This window comes from Massilia hydrophila (assembly GCF_020208145.1).
Lineage (GTDB): Bacteria > Pseudomonadota > Gammaproteobacteria > Burkholderiales > Burkholderiaceae_D > Telluria > Telluria hydrophila.
Genome location: NZ_JAHYBX010000005.1, coordinates 171336 through 186862 on the forward strand (window position 1 = coordinate 171336; position 15527 = coordinate 186862).

15 protein-coding genes are annotated in these 15527 nt (G+C 67.4%); 14 read left to right on the forward strand and 1 reads right to left on the reverse strand.

The window, feature by feature from the left end; translation table 11 throughout:
- Positions 1-101: 101 nt before the first annotated feature.
- The 3 genes from LE190_RS14200 (at position 102) to LE190_RS14210 (ending at position 1318) form a co-directional block, all read left to right on the forward strand.
- Complete coding sequence (locus LE190_RS14200) at positions 102-626, forward strand: DUF6622 family protein (protein ID WP_225239315.1); 525 nt, start codon at positions 102-104, stop codon at positions 624-626.
- An 87-nt stretch (positions 627-713) separates the two neighbouring features.
- Positions 714-974 carry a hypothetical protein gene (locus LE190_RS14205; RefSeq protein WP_225239316.1) on the forward strand — a complete coding sequence of 87 codons (261 nt, stop codon included), beginning with the start codon at positions 714-716 and terminating at the stop codon, positions 972-974.
- Between the two features lie 80 nt (positions 975-1054).
- On the forward strand, positions 1055-1318 hold the full coding sequence (locus LE190_RS14210; RefSeq protein ID WP_225239317.1) for an alkaline shock response membrane anchor protein AmaP: 264 nt from the start codon (positions 1055-1057) through the stop codon (positions 1316-1318).
- 18 nt (positions 1319-1336) lie between these two features.
- Here the strand turns inward: LE190_RS14210 and LE190_RS14215 are convergent, their stop codons facing one another.
- On the reverse strand, positions 1337-2287 hold the full coding sequence (locus LE190_RS14215) for an AAA family ATPase (protein WP_225239318.1): 951 nt from the start codon (positions 2285-2287) through the stop codon (positions 1337-1339).
- Between the two features lie 470 nt (positions 2288-2757).
- Between LE190_RS14215 and mraZ the strand changes: the two genes are divergently transcribed.
- Genes mraZ through murC form a run of 11 tightly spaced genes read left to right on the forward strand, consistent with a single transcriptional unit; the run spans position 2758 to position 15524 of the window.
- On the forward strand, positions 2758-3186 hold the full coding sequence (gene mraZ, locus LE190_RS14220; protein WP_225239319.1) for a division/cell wall cluster transcriptional repressor MraZ: 429 nt from the start codon (positions 2758-2760) through the stop codon (positions 3184-3186).
- On the forward strand, positions 3173-4177 hold the full coding sequence (gene rsmH, locus LE190_RS14225; protein WP_439847493.1) for a 16S rRNA (cytosine(1402)-N(4))-methyltransferase RsmH: 1005 nt from the start codon (positions 3173-3175) through the stop codon (positions 4175-4177). Before mraZ ends, rsmH begins: the two co-directional genes overlap by 14 nt.
- Positions 4174-4446, forward strand: a complete 273-nt coding sequence (gene ftsL / locus LE190_RS14230) for a cell division protein FtsL (RefSeq protein ID WP_225239320.1) — start codon at positions 4174-4176, stop codon at positions 4444-4446. The genes rsmH and ftsL overlap by 4 nt, the downstream gene beginning before the upstream one ends.
- Complete coding sequence (locus LE190_RS14235) at positions 4443-6230, forward strand: peptidoglycan D,D-transpeptidase FtsI family protein (protein ID WP_225239321.1); 1788 nt, start codon at positions 4443-4445, stop codon at positions 6228-6230. Before ftsL ends, LE190_RS14235 begins: the two co-directional genes overlap by 4 nt.
- Positions 6230-7762 carry a UDP-N-acetylmuramoyl-L-alanyl-D-glutamate--2,6-diaminopimelate ligase gene (locus LE190_RS14240; RefSeq protein WP_225239322.1) on the forward strand — a complete coding sequence of 511 codons (1533 nt, stop codon included), beginning with the start codon at positions 6230-6232 and terminating at the stop codon, positions 7760-7762. The genes LE190_RS14235 and LE190_RS14240 overlap by 1 nt, the downstream gene beginning before the upstream one ends.
- Complete coding sequence (locus LE190_RS14245) at positions 7762-9129, forward strand: UDP-N-acetylmuramoyl-tripeptide--D-alanyl-D-alanine ligase (RefSeq protein ID WP_225239323.1); 1368 nt, start codon at positions 7762-7764, stop codon at positions 9127-9129. The genes LE190_RS14240 and LE190_RS14245 overlap by 1 nt, the downstream gene beginning before the upstream one ends.
- 1 nt (position 9130) lies before the next feature.
- On the forward strand, positions 9131-10300 hold the full coding sequence (gene mraY, locus LE190_RS14250; protein ID WP_224946101.1) for a phospho-N-acetylmuramoyl-pentapeptide-transferase: 1170 nt from the start codon (positions 9131-9133) through the stop codon (positions 10298-10300).
- Positions 10301-10316: 16 nt separating this feature from the next.
- Positions 10317-11828, forward strand: coding sequence for a UDP-N-acetylmuramoyl-L-alanine--D-glutamate ligase (murD, locus tag LE190_RS14255; protein WP_225239324.1), 1512 nt, complete (start codon positions 10317-10319; stop codon positions 11826-11828).
- The gene (gene ftsW, locus LE190_RS14260; protein ID WP_224946099.1) at positions 11828-13045 is read left to right on the forward strand and encodes a putative lipid II flippase FtsW; all 1218 of its coding nucleotides are present in this window, start codon (positions 11828-11830) and stop codon (positions 13043-13045) included. Before murD ends, ftsW begins: the two co-directional genes overlap by 1 nt.
- A complete protein-coding gene (murG, locus tag LE190_RS14265; RefSeq protein ID WP_225239325.1) occupies positions 13042-14139 on the forward strand; it encodes an undecaprenyldiphospho-muramoylpentapeptide beta-N-acetylglucosaminyltransferase in 1098 nt (365 codons plus the stop codon). The genes ftsW and murG overlap by 4 nt, the downstream gene beginning before the upstream one ends.
- Entirely contained in the window at positions 14136-15524 is a 1389-nt protein-coding gene (gene murC, locus LE190_RS14270; protein WP_225239326.1) for a UDP-N-acetylmuramate--L-alanine ligase, read from the forward strand. The genes murG and murC overlap by 4 nt, the downstream gene beginning before the upstream one ends.
- Positions 15525-15527 lie beyond the last annotated feature (3 nt).

A 15527-nucleotide genomic window follows, 5' to 3' on the forward strand; every position in this document is an offset into this window, starting at 1 on the left:
GCATGCAGTTCGCGCCGCGCAGCGGCCCTTCGTCGCAAGGCCCGCTGCCCGTCCCCGGGGCCGCCTACACTGCCCGTATTCCAAACCCGCGGGAGCCTTCCATGTCGCAGATCCTCATCCATACCCCGTCCTACGTCTGGGCCATCCTGGCCTTCCTGGTGCTGCGCGGCGTGCTGGCGCTGCGCGAGCGCGACATCACCCCCGTGCGCCTGGCGATCATCCCTGTGGTGATGCTGCTGCTGGCGCTGCAATCGGTCGGCGCGCGCTACGGCCTCGGTTCGGCGGCGATGGGCGCCTGGCTCGCAGGTGCCGTCCTCATCGGGCTGCAGCGCTGGGCCTTGGGCGGCAGCCGCGTCGTGGCGGGCAAGGCGGCCGGCACGCTGCGCGTCCGCGGCAGCTGGGCGCCGCTCCTGATGATGCTGGCGGTGTTCGCGGTCAAGTATGCGATCGCCGTGCTGCAGGCGGTGCAGCCGCAACTGGCGGACGGCGCCGGCTTCGCGCTGCCGGCCTGCGGCCTGCTCGGACTGTGCAATGGCTACTTCCTGGGCCAGCTGGCGCGCGACCTCGCCGCCGGACGCGCCCTCGCCAGCCGGGCGCCGGCACCTGGGGCGGCCTGCCCGCACTGACAGGACGGAGCCGCAGGGCAAGCGTGTACCGGGGTAGCGGCAGATCGCTTATGATCCGCCCTTGGACAGGCCACGCGGAGGACGCACATGCTCAAGCTGGGAGAAACCGATCCACGGCTGATCGACAAGCTCGGAACGCTGGCGGCGCGGGTAGTGGAAGACGCGCTGGCCTCGGGGCTGACCTGGGACCAGGCGGTGGTGGCGCTCGGCATCGCGGCCAAGGCGATGTCGGCCAGGGCCGCCAGCCAGGGCGGCGCCGCGCCCGAGCAATACGCGCTGCATGCAGAAAAGCGCCTGAAGGAGGGCATGGACCGCAGCGCGGCGGTGCTCAAGGCCTATTTGTCCTAGGTGACAATCGGAGAGTTTTCCGTGCTCCTGCGGCTGGCATCATCCCCTGATCGAAACGCGGCACGCATGAAGGGTACACGATGAGCGACAAGACCAGGCCCGCCTACTGGTTTCCCGCCAAGCCACCAGGACACGGATGGGGGTGGGGCCTGCCCCTGACCTGGCAGGGCTGGGTGGTGTTCGTGGGTTTCTTCGTGCTGCTGGTGGCCGGGGCGGTCCTCATCCTCCCGCACGGCGCCTGGTATTTCGAGGCCTGGGTGTTCGGGCTGGCCGCGCTCCTGATCCTCATCTGCGTGTGGAAGGGCGAGCCGCCCGGCGGCGCCGGCCCCGGGCCAGGCCGCTAGCCGCGGCCGCGGCCGGCGTCAGAAGCCGATCCGCCCCTTGCCCGGCGTCGGCTTGAGGCGGATGTCGGCGGCGATCACGTGCCCGCGCCCGGCCGCCACCGCGTGGCCCAGGCCATCGAGCAGGGTCTTGCGCAGGTCGCGCGGCGATACGCCCACCAGTTTATCCAGCACCACGTCGCCCAGGCGCGGATCGAAAGCCGCCAGGTTCAGTTCGTCCAGCAGCCCCGCATACATGCGCTGGGCGATGCCGGCCGCCTGCTCCACGGTGGGCGCGGGCACCTCGTACACCGCCATGCGGTTCAGCAGCGGGTGCGGAATCCCTTCGACCGAATTGGCGGTCAGCACCCAGAAGATCTGCGAGGCATCGATCTCGACGTCGATGAACTCGTCGCGAAAGCTGCTGGCCGTTTCCGGCTCGAGCAGCTGGTAGAGCGCGGCCAGCGGGTCGGACTGGGTCGAACCGCTCGCCTTTTCCACTTCGTCCAGCACGATCACGGGATTGGCGAACTGGCCGCGCACCAGGCGCTCGGCCACCTTGCCGCACTTGGCGCCGCGCCAGCTGGCCGAGCTGCCGGTGATGACGAAGCCGGCCGATAGGGCGTTCATGCTGATCAGTTCGCATTCGGTCTGCATCACCCGCGCCAGGCGCCGCGCGAAATGGGTCTTGCCCACGCCCGGTCCGCCCAGCAGCAGGATCGGCATGACATTGAAGCCGCGGTCGCCCGCGTGCGCCAGGGCCAGGTAGCGCGCCAGGTCGTCCAGGACTTCGTCGAAATTCGGACATTCCTCGAACAGGGGATCGAGCGCGTCGATCGACGAGGGCCGGGTGACGAAGCGGTCGCCCCCGGTCTCCAGCATGCGTTCGTAGAACGCCTCGAGTTCCGGGGAGCGGCCGCGGCTGCGGTCCAGCGCTTCCTGGACGTCAGCCAGGTCGTAGACCGCGCAGGTGCGGGCAAGTGCGATGTTCACGGCTGTCTCCTTGGCTGGCCCGCTCCGATCCGGCTGCGCCATCGGGCCGAGCGGGCCATGGGCCGATGGGTCTGCGCCTTGGCTCGATCCTAACGCTTTCGGTTGAGTCGCGCCAAGCCTCGCACGGGAATTCGGCACGGCAAAATATGTTTCTAAAAAGAAAATCTCGTCAAGACGTGATCTTGATCAAACGTAAAGATTGTCTGTACAGGTGAGGTCCAACCTTCAATCCGTTTCCTAAGTGACTGATTTAGGAGACATTTTACCTTGACGAAGCCTTAATGGCTGCATCTAAGTCCTTGGTTTCATTAGACAAATTAGGATTTGCCAAGCGTGAATTCGCTTGACCACCAATCTTGATTCCAATAAAGTGGGAAACAGTGTGAAAAAGTGTCGATTTGTGGGAGGTTTTCCGAACCCCGAACGGCCAAAAAATTCTAAATTGCTCATTCTCCAAGCTAGGTAAATACGTGTTCCAGGGCGCGTCAGCGATCAATCTCGATGCAAAGGGCCGGATGTCGATTCCGGCCAAGCACCGTGACGCCCTCGCGCTCCAGTGCGAAGGCCGCATGACGCTGACCAAGCATCCGCATGGCTGCCTGCTGTTCTTTCCCCGTCCGGTGTGGGAACAGCATCGCGAGCAGATCGCCGCCTGGCCGATGTCGGCCAGGGCGTGGCAGCGCATTTTCCTTGGTAACGCCTGCGATGTCGAGTTGGACAGCGCTGGCCGGGTGCTGATCTCGCCCGAGCTGCGGGCTGCCGTGGGTTTGGAGAAAGAAGTCATGATGTTGGGCATGGGCACCCATTTCGAAATCTGGGATGCCGCCAAGCTTGCCGAAAGCGAAGCCGAGGCCGTGTCTGGCGGCATGCCCGATGTCCTTTCCAATTTCTCCTTCTGAGGCACCGATGACGGAAACAAGGCCGGTGCCTGGATCAATGGAATACCAGCATCGTACGGTGCTGCTGGATGAAGCGGTGGATGCGCTCGAGCTGAGCGGCGAGCGCGCCAACGGTACTTATATAGATGGCACCTTCGGGCGTGGCGGCCACAGCCGCCTGATCCTGTCGCGGCTGGGCCCCCAGGGGCGCCTGGTCGCCTTCGACAAGGATCCGCAGGCGATCGCGACCGCGCAAGAAGTGCAGGACCCCCGTTTTACGATCGTGCACGACAGTTTTGCCACGATGCATGACGCGCTGGACGCGCGCGGCATCAGCCAGGTGGACGGCATCCTGCTGGACCTTGGCATTTCGTCGCCCCAGGTGGACGACGCGACGCGCGGATTCAGTTTCCGCCAGGACGGCCCGCTCGACATGCGCATGGATACCACGCGCGGGATGTCGGCGGCCGAATGGGTGGCCACCGCGCCGGAACAACAACTGGAAAAGGTGATAAGAGATTATGGAGAAGAGCGGTTTGCTTTCCAGATTGCAAAGGCGATTGTTGCTCGCCGCGCAATCCAGCCAATTTCGACCACACGAGAGCTTGCCGCAATCGTGGCAGACGCGGTCAAAACCCGGGAAAAGGGCAAGGATCCGGCCACCCGGACCTTTCAGGCTATCCGGATTTTCATCAATCAAGAGCTTGAAGACCTTGAAGCAGGTCTGAACGCGGCCTATGCCATGCTGGCGCCGGGCGCCCGCATGTCGGTGATCAGCTTCCACTCGCTGGAAGACCGCATGGTCAAGCAGTTCCTGGCCTCGAAGGCCAAGGTGGCGCAGCCGGACCGCCGGCTGCCGATCCGCGCGGTCGACCTGCCGCAGCCCCTGATGAAGCTGGTCGCCAAGATCAAGCCTTCCGACCTGGAAGTCGAGGCCAACCCGCGCGCCCGTTCGGCGGTGCTGCGCGTGGCCGAACGCCTCGGTGCGGCAAAAGCGGGGGCGCCGGCATGAGCGTCAAGCTGAACATCGTGCTGACGGTCGCCGTGGTCGGCTGCGCGCTGTCGGTGGTGAACGCGCGCTACCAGGCGCGCCACCTCCTGATCGAATACGAGCGCCTGAACCAGCATGCGCGCCAACTCGAGATCGACTGGAGCCAGCTCCAGCTCGACCAGTCCACCCTCGGCAAGAACGAACGCATCGAACAGATCGCGCGCACCAGCCTGAACATGACCCCGCTGAGCCCCGCCCGTACCCAATACCTGACGGAAGGCGCCCAATGAGCCGCAACGCGAGCCGCGTCGATCGGCGCAGCACGGCGCGCGTCGCCGCGTCCAAGGGCGTCGCCTTCAGCAAGAGCCCGGTACTGGCCGTGAGCGTGCCGAGCTGGCGTTCGCGCGTGGTGCTGTTCGTGCTGTTCATCGCTTTCGCCGCGCTCGGCGCGCGCGCGCTGTGGCTGCAGGGCGTGTCGACCCAGTTCCTGCAAAAGCAGGGCAAGAGCCGCTACGAGCGCCTGGTCGAGCTGCCGGCCGCGCGCGGCAAGATCATGGACCGCAACGGCCAGGTGCTGGCCTCCTCGCTGCCGGTCAAGTCGGTGGCCGCCTTCCCGAAGGAAGTACTGGCCGGACCGACCGACAAGCTGCCGGAGCTGGCGCGCCTGCTCGAGATGCCCGAATCGGAACTGCGCGCCAAGCTCGATCCGAAGCGCAGCTACGTCTACCTCAAGCGCCAGGTCGAGATGAGCGCGGTCGAGAAGATCGAGAAGCTCAAGATCGACGGCATCGACACCCGCAAGGAATACAAGCGCTACTACCCGCAGGGCGAAGTGATGACCCACATGGTGGGCTTCACCAACGTCGAGGACAAGGGCCAGGAAGGCATGGAGCTGTTCCACCAGAAGTCCTTGAACGGCGTGCCGGGCAGCCGCCGCGTGATCCGCGACCGCCTCGGCCACATCGCCGAGGACCTGGGCATGTTCCGCGAGCCGCACGAGGGCAAGGACCTGACGCTGTCGGTCGACAGCAAGCTGCAGTACATCGCCTTCACCAGCGTGAAGAACGCGGTCGAGAAGTTCAACGCCCAGGCCGGCGGCGCGGTGGTGCTGGACGTGCACACCGGCGAAGTGCTGGCCATGGCCAACTACCCGACCTACAACCCGAACGACCGCTCCAAGCTGACCGGCGCCCAGCTGCGCAACCGCGTCATCACCGACACCTTCGAGCCGGGTTCGACGCTCAAGCCGGTCACGGTGGCGCTCGGCCTGGAAAAGAAGAAGATCACGCCGGACACCGTGTTCGACACGTCCGGCGGGCGCATCGTCGTGGGCGGGCGCCCGATCCGCGACATGCACCCGAAGGACGCCCTGACGGTCAGCGGCATCATCCAGAAGTCCTCGAACGTCGGCACCGTCAAGATCGCCCAGCTGCTCGAGCCGAAGGACATGTGGGAGCTGTACACCAAGCTCGGCTACGGCCAGGCGCCGCGCTTCGGCTTCCCGGGCGCCGTCGCCGGCCGCGTGCGTCCATGGAAATCGTGGAAGCCGATCGAATACGCCAACATGTCCTTCGGCCACGGCTTGTCGGTGTCGCTGCTGCAGCTGGCGCGTTCCTACATGGTGTTCGCGCGCGACGGCGACATCATTCCGCTCTCCTTTTTGAAAGTCACCGAAGAGCCGGTCGGCCAGCAAGTGATCTCGCCCGCGACCGCCGCCAAGGTGCGCACCATGCTGGAATCGGTCGTGGAGCCGGGCGGCACCGCGACGCGCGCCCGGGTGGCCGGCTACCGCGTGGGCGGCAAGACCGGCACCGCCGAGAAGATCGTCAACGGCCGCTACTCGAAGACCGACAACATCGGCTACTTCGTCGGCATCGCGCCGATGTCCAGGCCGCGCTTCGTCATCGCGGTCATGATCGACAATCCGCGCGGCGCGCTCCGGACAGGCGGCAGCGTCGCGGCGCCGACCGCCGCGGACCTGGCCTCGAATGCCTTGCGGGCCGCGAACGTGCCGCCCGACTCGTCGATCACCGACATCATCATCTCGGACGACCCGGTAGAGGAGAACCTGTGATGGCGATGAGCCTGAACGACATCTGCCAGTGGATCCGCGCCGCCGCCCCGGGCGGCCGCCTCGTTTCCGACTCGCGCCGCGTGGCGAAAGGTGACGTGTTCTTCGCTTATCCGGGCGAGGCCTCGGACGGGCGCCGCCATATCGCGGCTGCCATCGCGGCCGGCGCCGCCGCCGTGGTGTACGAGGAAGATGGCTACAGCTGGGATGGCGCGCACGCGGTGGCGCACCTGGGCGTTGCCAGGCTGAAGCAGAACGCGGGCCCGGTGGCGCACGCCGTGCTGCAGCACCCGGACGCCGCCATGTTCACCGTCGGCGTCACCGGCACCAACGGCAAGACCTCGTGCGCGGTGTGGACCGGGCAGGCACTCGCGCGCCTTGGCGAGACCGCCGCCGTGATCGGCACCCTCGGCGTCGGCGTCGTCGATGGCAAGGGCGAGCCGCAGTTCGACGCCACCGGCTACACCACCCCGGACGCCGTGCTGCTGGCCCAGCTACTTTCCGAGCTGCGCGCCCGCGAAGTGGGCGCGCTGGCGATCGAGGTGTCCTCGATCGGCCTGGTGCAGGAGCGTACCGCCGGCATGCACTTCGACGTCGCCGTCTTTACCAACCTGACGCGCGACCACCTCGACTTCCATGGCGACATGGAGAACTACGAAGCGGCCAAGCGCCAGCTGTTCGCCTGGGAAGGCCTCGGCCACGCCGTGGTGAACCTGGACGACCCGGCCGGCCTGCGCCTGGCGGCCTGGCTGCGCCAGGAACGCCCGCAGCTGCCGCTCACCGGCTATACCCTGCGCAGCGAGGCGGAGCAGCCCGCCATCGCCGGCGCCGGCATCCTGCGCGCATCGAACCTGCGCAGCCGCCACGCCGGCACCGAATTCCAGGTCGATACCCAGGCCGGCAGCGCCCTGGTGAAGACCGCCCTGGTGGGCCACTTCAACGTCAGCAATGCGTTGGCGGTGCTGGGCGCCCTGCTGGCCAAGGGCGTGGCGTTCAAGTCCGCGCTGGAGGCGATCGAGGCGCTGGTGCCGGCCCCGGGCCGCATGCAGCAGATCGGTGGCCAGGATGCGCCGATGGTCGTGATCGACTACGCGCATACGCCCGATGCGCTGGAAAAGACGCTGGAAGCGCTGCGCCAGGTGGCCGACGAGCGCGGCGGCCGGCTGTGGTGCGTGTTCGGCTGCGGCGGCGACCGCGACCCCGGCAAGCGTCCGCAGATGGGTGCCGTCGCCCAGATGGCCGACCAGGTGGTGGTCACCAGCGACAACCCGCGCAGCGAAGAGCCGGCCGGCATCATCGCCCAGATCGTGGCCGGCATGGAGCGGCGCGGCGAGCAGTCCCCGCAGACGGTCGAGGACCGCGCCACCGCGATCCTGCTGGCCGTGAAGAACGCCGGCCGGCAGGATGTCATCCTGTTGGCAGGCAAGGGCCACGAGCCCTACCAGGAAATCAAGGGCAGGAAGATTCCGTTCTCCGACGCCGACCACGCTGCGCTGGCATTGACGGCCCGGCTCACGATGATGAGGACGCACTGATGCGCGCGACGCTCGCCCAACTGCTGGCCGCGATCCCGGGCGCACGCCTGGTGGGTGCCGATGCCGCCTTCGAGGGCGTGACCACCGACAGCCGCACGGCGCCCGCCGGCGCGCTGTTCGTGGCCCTGAAGGGTGAACACTTCGATGCCCACGACTTCCTCGGCCAGGTCGCCGGACGCGGCGTGGCCGCCGCAGTCGTGCACAGGGTGCCGGACGACTGGACCCTGCCGGCCATCGTGGTGCCCGACACCCTGGTGGCGCTGGGCCGTATCGCCCATTTCTGGCGCACGCACTTCGCCATTCCCGTGATCGGCGTGACCGGCTCGAACGGCAAGACCACGGTCAAGGAAATGATCGCAACCATCCTCGCCGCCGCCTTCGGCGAGGACGCGCGCCTGGCCACCCAGGGCAACCTGAACAACGAGATCGGCGTGCCGCTGACCCTGTTCCGCCTGAACGGCGTGCAGCGCGCGGCCGTGATCGAAATGGGCATGAACCACCCGGGCGAGATCGCGCGCCTGGCGGCGATCGCCGCGCCCACGGTGGCGATGGTCAACAATGCCCAGCGCGAGCACCAGGAATTCATGCACACGGTGGAAGCGGTGGCGCGCGAGAACGGCGCCGTGCTGGCGGCGCTGCCGGACGACGGCGTGGCCGTGTTCCCGGGCGACGACACCTACACGGAACTGTGGCGCGCGCTGGCCCGGTGCGAGGTGCTGACCTTCGGCCTGGACGCCGGCTGCGACGTGAGCGCGCGCTATGCCTCCACCGGCTTTGGCAACGCGCTGCAGGTGCGGGCACGCGGGGAGGACTTCACCGTCAGGCTGGCCGCGGCCGGCGAGCACAATGTGCGCAACGCGCTGGCGGCAATCGCCTGTACGCTGGCGGCCGGCATCCCGGTCGAGGCCATCGTGCGCGGCCTCGAGAACTTCGCGCCGGTAGGCGGGCGCCTGCAGCGCAGGCAGGCCGCGAATGGCGCCACCGTCATCGACGACACCTACAACGCCAACCCCGACTCGATGCGTGCCGCGATCGACGTGCTGGCGGCGTATGCCCCGCCGCGCATCCTGGTGGTGGGCGACATGGGCGAAGTCGGCACGCAGGGAAAAGAGTTTCACGAAGAAGTCGGTGCCTATGCGCGGCAGCAGGGCATCGAACACGTGCTCGCCACTGGCGAACTGGCGCGCCACATGCGCGCGTCGGGAGCACGGCACTACGAGCAGTTCGACGAATTATTGGCAGCACTGGATCAAACACTGGGCGGCAATACGCGTGCAACTGTGCTGGTGAAGGGCTCGCGCTTCATGAAGATGGAGCGCGTGGTCCAGCACCTGACCGGACAAACCATCAAGAAAGACGCCCACTGACATGCTTCTCTGGCTCGCCCAATACTTCCAGGACTACCTTGGTCCGCTGCGCGTATTCAACTACATCACCTTCCGCGCCGTGTTCGCCACGATTACCGCGATCAGCATCGGCCTCTTGTGCGGCCCGGCCGTGATCCGCAAGCTGACCGCCCTGAAGGTCGGCCAGGCGGTGCGCACCTATGGCCCGCAGACCCACCTGGCCAAGCACGGAACCCCCACCATGGGCGGCGTGCTGGTCCTGATCTCGATCGGCATCTCGACCCTGCTGTGGTGCGACCTGTCGAACCGCCTGATCTGGCCGGTGCTGGTGGTGACCATGGGCTTCGGCGCCATCGGCTGGGTCGACGACTACCGCAAGGTGGTCTACAAGGACCCGGAGGGCATGCGCTCGGGCGAGAAATACTTCTGGATGTCGCTGATCGGCATCGCCTCGGCCCTGTACCTGGCGTTCTCGGTCTCGGCTGCCAACCCCTGGGAAGTGCTGCAGCTGTTCTACGCCTGGGTGCAGTCGGGCTTCTCGATGACCCTGCCGCCCAAGGCCGACCTGATCGTTCCCTTCTTCAAGTCGATCAGCTACCCGCTGGGCGTGTGGGGCTTCATCGCGCTGACCTATTGCGTGATCGTGGGCTCCTCGAACGCGGTGAACTTCACCGACGGCCTGGATGGCCTGGCCATCATGCCGACCGTGATGGTGGGCGGCGCCCTCGGCCTGTTCGCCTATCTCACCGGCAGCGCGACCTTCTCGAAATACCTGTTCATCCCCTACATCCCGGGTGCCGGCGAACTGCTGATCTTCTGCGGCGCGATGGCGGGCGCGGGCCTGGCCTTCCTCTGGTTCAACGCCCACCCGGCGCAGATGTTCATGGGCGACGTCGGCGCGCTGGCGCTGGGCGGCGCGCTCGGCACCATCGCCGTCATCGTGCGCCAGGAAATCGTGCTGTTCATCATGGGCGGCGTGTTCGTGGCCGAGACCCTGTCGGTGATCATCCAGGTGGCATGGTTCAAGTACACCAAGAAGCGCTATGGCACCGGCCGCCGCGTGTTCCTGATGGCGCCGCTGCACCACCATTTCGAACAGAAGGGCTGGAAGGAAACCAAGGTCGTGGTCCGCTTCTGGATCGTGACGATGATGCTGGTGCTGGTTGGCCTGTCTACGTTGAAACTGCGTTGAAGCTGCGAAGAAGAGAATGAACTACGAAGGCAAATCCGCATTGGTGCTGGGCCTGGGCGAGTCCGGGCTGGCGATGGCGCAGTGGCTGGCGCGCTGCGGCGCGCGCGTGCGCGTGGCCGACACGCGTACCGAGCCGCAGCGCCTGTTCGCCCTGCGCCAGGCGGTGCCGAATGCGCAGTTCATGGCCGCCGACGCATCGGGCGTCTTCGGCTCCGCGCTGCTCGATGGCACCGACTTCGTCGCCGTCAGCCCGGGCCTGGCCCCGGGACGCGAGCTGGCCGAGCTGATGCCGGCAGCCGTGGCGCGCGGCGTGCCGGTGTGGGGCGAGATCGAGCTGTTCGCCCAGGCCCTCGCCCAGCTGCGCGCAGACACGGGCTATGCGCCGAAAGTCATCGCGATCACCGGCACCAATGGCAAGACCACCGTCACCAGCCTGACCGGCCTGCTGTGCCGCCGCGCCGGCCTGTCCACGCGCGTGGCCGGCAACATCAGCCCGGCCGCGCTCGACGTGCTGCGCGACTGCCTCGATAGCGACGCGTTGCCGCAGGCCTGGGTACTGGAACTGTCCAGCTTCCAGCTGCACACCACTTTCAGCCTGCAGGCCGATGCCGCCACCGTGCTGAACCTGACCCAGGACCACCTCGACTGGCATGGCAGCATGGAGGCCTACGCGGCGGACAAGGCGCGCATCTTCGGAGCCGGCACGGTACGCGTGCTGAACCGCGACGACGCGATCGTGATGCGCATGGCCGCGCCCGACGCCCCCCGCGTCACCTTCGGCACCGGCGAACCGCAGGATGCCGACAGCTTCGGCCTGGTGAGCGAACGCGGCGTGCTGTGGCTGGCCAATGCGGTCGCCCTCGACAGCGAGCCGCCGAAGAAACTGAAGAAGGGCGAAGTCGCGCCGCCGGTGGAAACCGCGGTCAACCGCCTGATGCCGGCCGACGCGCTGAAGATCCGCGGCCTGCACAATGCCTCCAATGCGCTGGCGGCCCTGGCCCTGTGCCGCGCCTGCGGCCTGCCGCTGGCGCCATTGCTGCACGGCCTGCGCGAGTATGCGGGCGAGCCGCACCGGGTGGAACTGGTGGCGACCATCGACGGCGTCGACTACTACGACGACAGCAAGGGCACCAACGTGGGCGCCACCGTGGCCGCGCTGGAGGGCCTCGGCAAAGCCTTCAGCGGCGAAGACCAGCAGATCCTCCTGATCGCAGGCGGCGACGGCAAGGGCCAGGACTTCGCCCCGCTGGCCGCACCGAGCGCGCGCCACGTGCGCGCGGTGCTCCTGATCGGCCGCGACGCGCCGCTCGTGCGCGCCGCGATCGAGCCGACCGGGGTGCCCGTGTTCGACCTGCCTGGCCTGCCGGAAGCGGTGCACCGCGCCGCCGGCCTGGCGCGTCCGGGCGATGCGGTGCTGCTCTCGCCGGCCTGCGCCAGCCTCGACATGTTCACCAATTACGCGCACCGCGCGCAGGTCTTCGTCGATGCCGTGCGCGACGTGGCGCTGGAAAAGGGGCAGGACATCTGATGGCTTTCCAGCTGCCTTTCAAGTTTTCCGGTTCGGCGAGCGATGCCAGCATCGCCGCGCGCACCCGGCCGTCGAAGATGATGGACTACGACCAGCCGCTGGTGTGGGTGACCGTGCTCCTGATGATGTTCGGCCTGGTCATGGTGTACTCGGCCTCGATCGCGCTGCCCGATTCGCCCAAGTTCGCCTACCTGAACGACAAGAACGAATACTTCCTGTACCGCCAGATGATGTACATCGCCGTCTCGATGGCGGCTGCCGCCGTCGCCTTCCAGGTGCCGGTCGCCGTGTGGCAGAAGTGGGCGCCGATGATGTTCATCGGCACCTTGTTCCTGCTGGCCCTGGTCCTGATCCCGGGCCTGGGCGTGTCGGTGAACGGCGCACGCCGCTGGCTGCCGCTGAAGGTCATGAACCTGCAGCCGTCCGAGATCATGAAGATCGCGGCGGTGCTATACGCGGCCGACTTCACGGTGCGCAAACAGGAATACATGCACAAGCTGACCAAGGGTTTCCTGCCGATGATGGTGGCGATCGGCCTGGTCGGCGGCCTGCTGCTGATGGAACCCGACCTGGGCGCCTTCGGCGTGATCGTCTGCATCTCGATGGGCATCCTGTTTCTGGGCGGGATCAACATCGTCTGGTTCGGCGGCATCGGCGCGCTGCTGGTGCTGATCTTCAGCGCCATCATCGCACTGTCTCCGTTCCGCCGCGCGCGCATGTTCGCCTACCTCGATCCCTGGGAAGAGGGCAATGCGCTGGACAAGGCCTACCAGCTGACGCACTCCCTGATCGCCTTCGGGCGCGGCGAGTTCTTCGGCGTGGGCCTGGGCGGCAGCGTGGAAAAACTGTTCTACCTGCCGGAAGCGCACACCGACTTCATCATGGCCGTGATCGGCGAGGAACTCGGCCTGGCCGGCGTGCTCGTCGTGATCGCGATGTTCTACTGGCTGGTCAAGCGCGCCTTCGACATCGGCCGCCAGGCCATCGCCCTCGACCAGACCTTCGCTGGCCTGGTGGCGAAAGGCATCGGCATCTGGATCGGAACCCAGACCTTCATCAACATGGGCGTGAACCTGGGCCTGCTGCCGACCAAGGGCCTGACCCTGCCCCTGATGAGCTTTGGCGGCTCGGGCGTGCTGTTCAACTGCGTCGGCCTGGCGATCCTGCTGAGGATCGACTACGAGAACCGCGTGCGCATGCGTGGGGGCCGATCATGAGTACACACGCGAGGAAGAAACTCATGATCATGGCGGCCGGCACCGGCGGTCACATCTTCCCCGGCATCGCGATTGCCCAGACCATGCGCGCGCGCGGCTGGGAAGTGTCCTGGCTGGGCACCGCGCACGGGATGGAGACCGAACTGGTGCCGAAAGCCGGCATCGCGATGGACAGCATCGATTTCGCCGGCCTGCGCGGCAAGGGCCTGGGCCACACCATCAGGGGCGCCTTCAAGATGCTGGGCGCGTTTGCCGCCTGCCGCCGCTATCTCGGCCAGCGCAAGCCGAGCGTGGTGCTGGGCATGGGCGGCTACGTGACCGTGCCGGGCGGGATGATGGCCAAGACGCGCAATATTCCGCTGGCCCTGGTCAATGCCGACGCCGCCCTGCTGCTGTCGAACAAGACCCTGGCCCCGATCGCCAGCCGGGTGCTGTTCGGCTTCCCGGCCGACTTCGGCGCAGCTAGCGGCAAGGCGGTGGTCACAGGCAATCCGGTGCGCCAGCAGATCCTCGACCTGCCGCTGCCCGCCGCGCGCTTTGCCGGCCGCGGCGGCCCGCTGCGCGTGCTGGTCGTTGGCGGCAGCCTGGGTGCGAAAGTGCTGAACGACAGCGTGCCGGCCGCCCTGGCCCTGATCGACGCCGGCGTGCGCCCGCGCGTGACCCACCAGTCGGGCAAGAAGAACATCGCCGACCTGCGCGCCGCCTACGCGGCGGCCGGGGTGCAGGCGAACGTGGTCGACTTCATCGACGACATGGCGGCCGCCTATGCGGACGCCGACCTGGTGATCTGCCGCGCCGGCGCCATCACCGTGTCGGAACTGACGGCTGCCGGCGTGGCCAGCGTGCTGGTGCCGTTCGTCGCCAGCACCACCAGCCACCAGCGCGACAACGCGGTCTGGATGCAGGAGCAGGGCGCGGCGGTCCACCTGCCGCAGGGAGAACTGGATCCGCAGCGGCTGGCCAGCCTGCTGCAGACGAGCCGCAGCGATTGCCTGGCGATGGCGCAGGCGGCGTACAAGGTAGGCAAGCGCGATGCCAACGAGGCGATCGCGCGCGAACTGGAGGCACTGGCCGCAATGGGCAACAAGGCATGAAGCACAAGATCAAGAACATCCATTTCGTTGGCATCGGCGGCAGCGGCATGAGCGGCATCGCCGAGGTGCTGCTCAACCTGGGTTACAACGTCTCGGGTTCCGACCTGGCCAGCAATGCTGCCAGCCAGCGCCTGGCGGAGCTCGGCGCGCGCGTGTACACCGGTCACTCGGCCGAGCACGTGCTTGGTGCCAACGTGGTCGTGACCTCGACCGCCGTCAACGAAGCCAATCCTGAAGTCATGGCCGCGCGCGCCGCCAAGGTGCCGGTGGTGCCGCGCGCGATCATGCTGGGTGAACTGATGCGCCTGAAACGCGGCATCGCGATCGCCGGCACCCACGGCAAGACCACCACCACCAGCCTGGTGGCCTCGGTACTGGCCGCGGGCGGCATGGACCCGACCTTCGTGATCGGCGGGCGCCTGACGGCGGCCGGCGCCAACGCCAAGCTGGGTTCGGGCGACTACATCGTGGCCGAGGCCGACGAGTCGGACGCCTCGTTCCTGAACCTGACGCCGATGATCGAGGTGATCACCAACATCGACGCCGACCACATGGACACCTACGAGCACGATTTCGAAAAGCTCAAGGCGGCCTTCGTGAACTTCACCCACCGCCTGCCGTTCTACGGCCGCGCCATGCTGTGCATCGACGATCCGCACGTCGCAGCCATCCTGCCCCAGGTGACCAAGCCGGTCACCACCTACGGCTTTTCGGAGGAAGCGGAAGTGCGCGCCCTCGACGCCTGTGCGGACGGCGTGCAGATGCACTTCACGGTGCGCCAGCAGGGCTACCCGGACACCCGCTTCGTGCTGAACCAGCCGGGCATGCACAACGTCCTGAACGCCTGCTCGGCGATCGCGATCGCGCGCGAGATCGGTATTTCCGACGAAGCGACCAACGCCGGCCTGCAGGGCTTCAGCGGCGTCGGCCGCCGCTTCACGCGCTACGGCGAGGTCGCGATTCCCGGGGGCGGCAGCTTCACCCTGGTCGACGATTTCGGCCACCACCCGGTCGAGACCGAGGTGACCCTGGCCGCCGCGCGCGCCGCCTACCCGGGCCGGCGCCTGGTGCTGGCCTTCCAGCCGCACCGCTACAGCCGCACGCGCGACTTGTTCGAGGACTTCGTGAAAGTGCTGGCCACGCCGGACGTGCTGCTGCTGGCCGAGGTCTACCCGGCCGGCGAAGCGCCGATCGTGGCCGCCGACGGCCGCGCCCTGGCGCGCGCGCTGCGCACCGGCGGCAAGCTGGAACCGATTTTCGTGGAGGCGATCGCCGATATGCCGGCCGCCATCCTGAACGTGGCGCGCGACGGCGACGTCGTGATGACCATGGGCGCCGGCTCGATCAGCGGCGTCCCGCACCAACTGACTACTGCAAAGGTTTAAACA

What these genes read in the sequence shown, in the direction of transcription:
- LE190_RS14200 (WP_225239315.1), top strand. Translation starts at nt 102, where the DNA reads ATGTCGCAGATCCTCATCCATACCCCGTCCTACGTCTGGGCCATCCTG.
- LE190_RS14205 (WP_225239316.1), top strand. Translation starts at nt 714, where the DNA reads ATGCTCAAGCTGGGAGAAACCGATCCACGGCTGATCGACAAGCTCGGA.
- LE190_RS14210 (WP_225239317.1), top strand. Translation starts at nt 1,055, where the DNA reads ATGAGCGACAAGACCAGGCCCGCCTACTGGTTTCCCGCCAAGCCACCA.
- ftsL (WP_225239320.1), top strand. Translation starts at nt 4,174, where the DNA reads ATGAGCGTCAAGCTGAACATCGTGCTGACGGTCGCCGTGGTCGGCTGC.
- LE190_RS14235 (WP_225239321.1), top strand. Translation starts at nt 4,443, where the DNA reads ATGAGCCGCAACGCGAGCCGCGTCGATCGGCGCAGCACGGCGCGCGTC.
- LE190_RS14240 (WP_225239322.1), top strand. Translation starts at nt 6,230, where the DNA reads ATGGCGATGAGCCTGAACGACATCTGCCAGTGGATCCGCGCCGCCGCC.
- LE190_RS14245 (WP_225239323.1), top strand. Translation starts at nt 7,762, where the DNA reads ATGCGCGCGACGCTCGCCCAACTGCTGGCCGCGATCCCGGGCGCACGC.
- mraY (WP_224946101.1), top strand. Translation starts at nt 9,131, where the DNA reads ATGCTTCTCTGGCTCGCCCAATACTTCCAGGACTACCTTGGTCCGCTG.
- murD (WP_225239324.1), top strand. Translation starts at nt 10,317, where the DNA reads ATGAACTACGAAGGCAAATCCGCATTGGTGCTGGGCCTGGGCGAGTCC.
- ftsW (WP_224946099.1), top strand. Translation starts at nt 11,828, where the DNA reads ATGGCTTTCCAGCTGCCTTTCAAGTTTTCCGGTTCGGCGAGCGATGCC.
- murG (WP_225239325.1), top strand. Translation starts at nt 13,042, where the DNA reads ATGAGTACACACGCGAGGAAGAAACTCATGATCATGGCGGCCGGCACC.
- murC (WP_225239326.1), top strand. Translation starts at nt 14,136, where the DNA reads ATGAAGCACAAGATCAAGAACATCCATTTCGTTGGCATCGGCGGCAGC.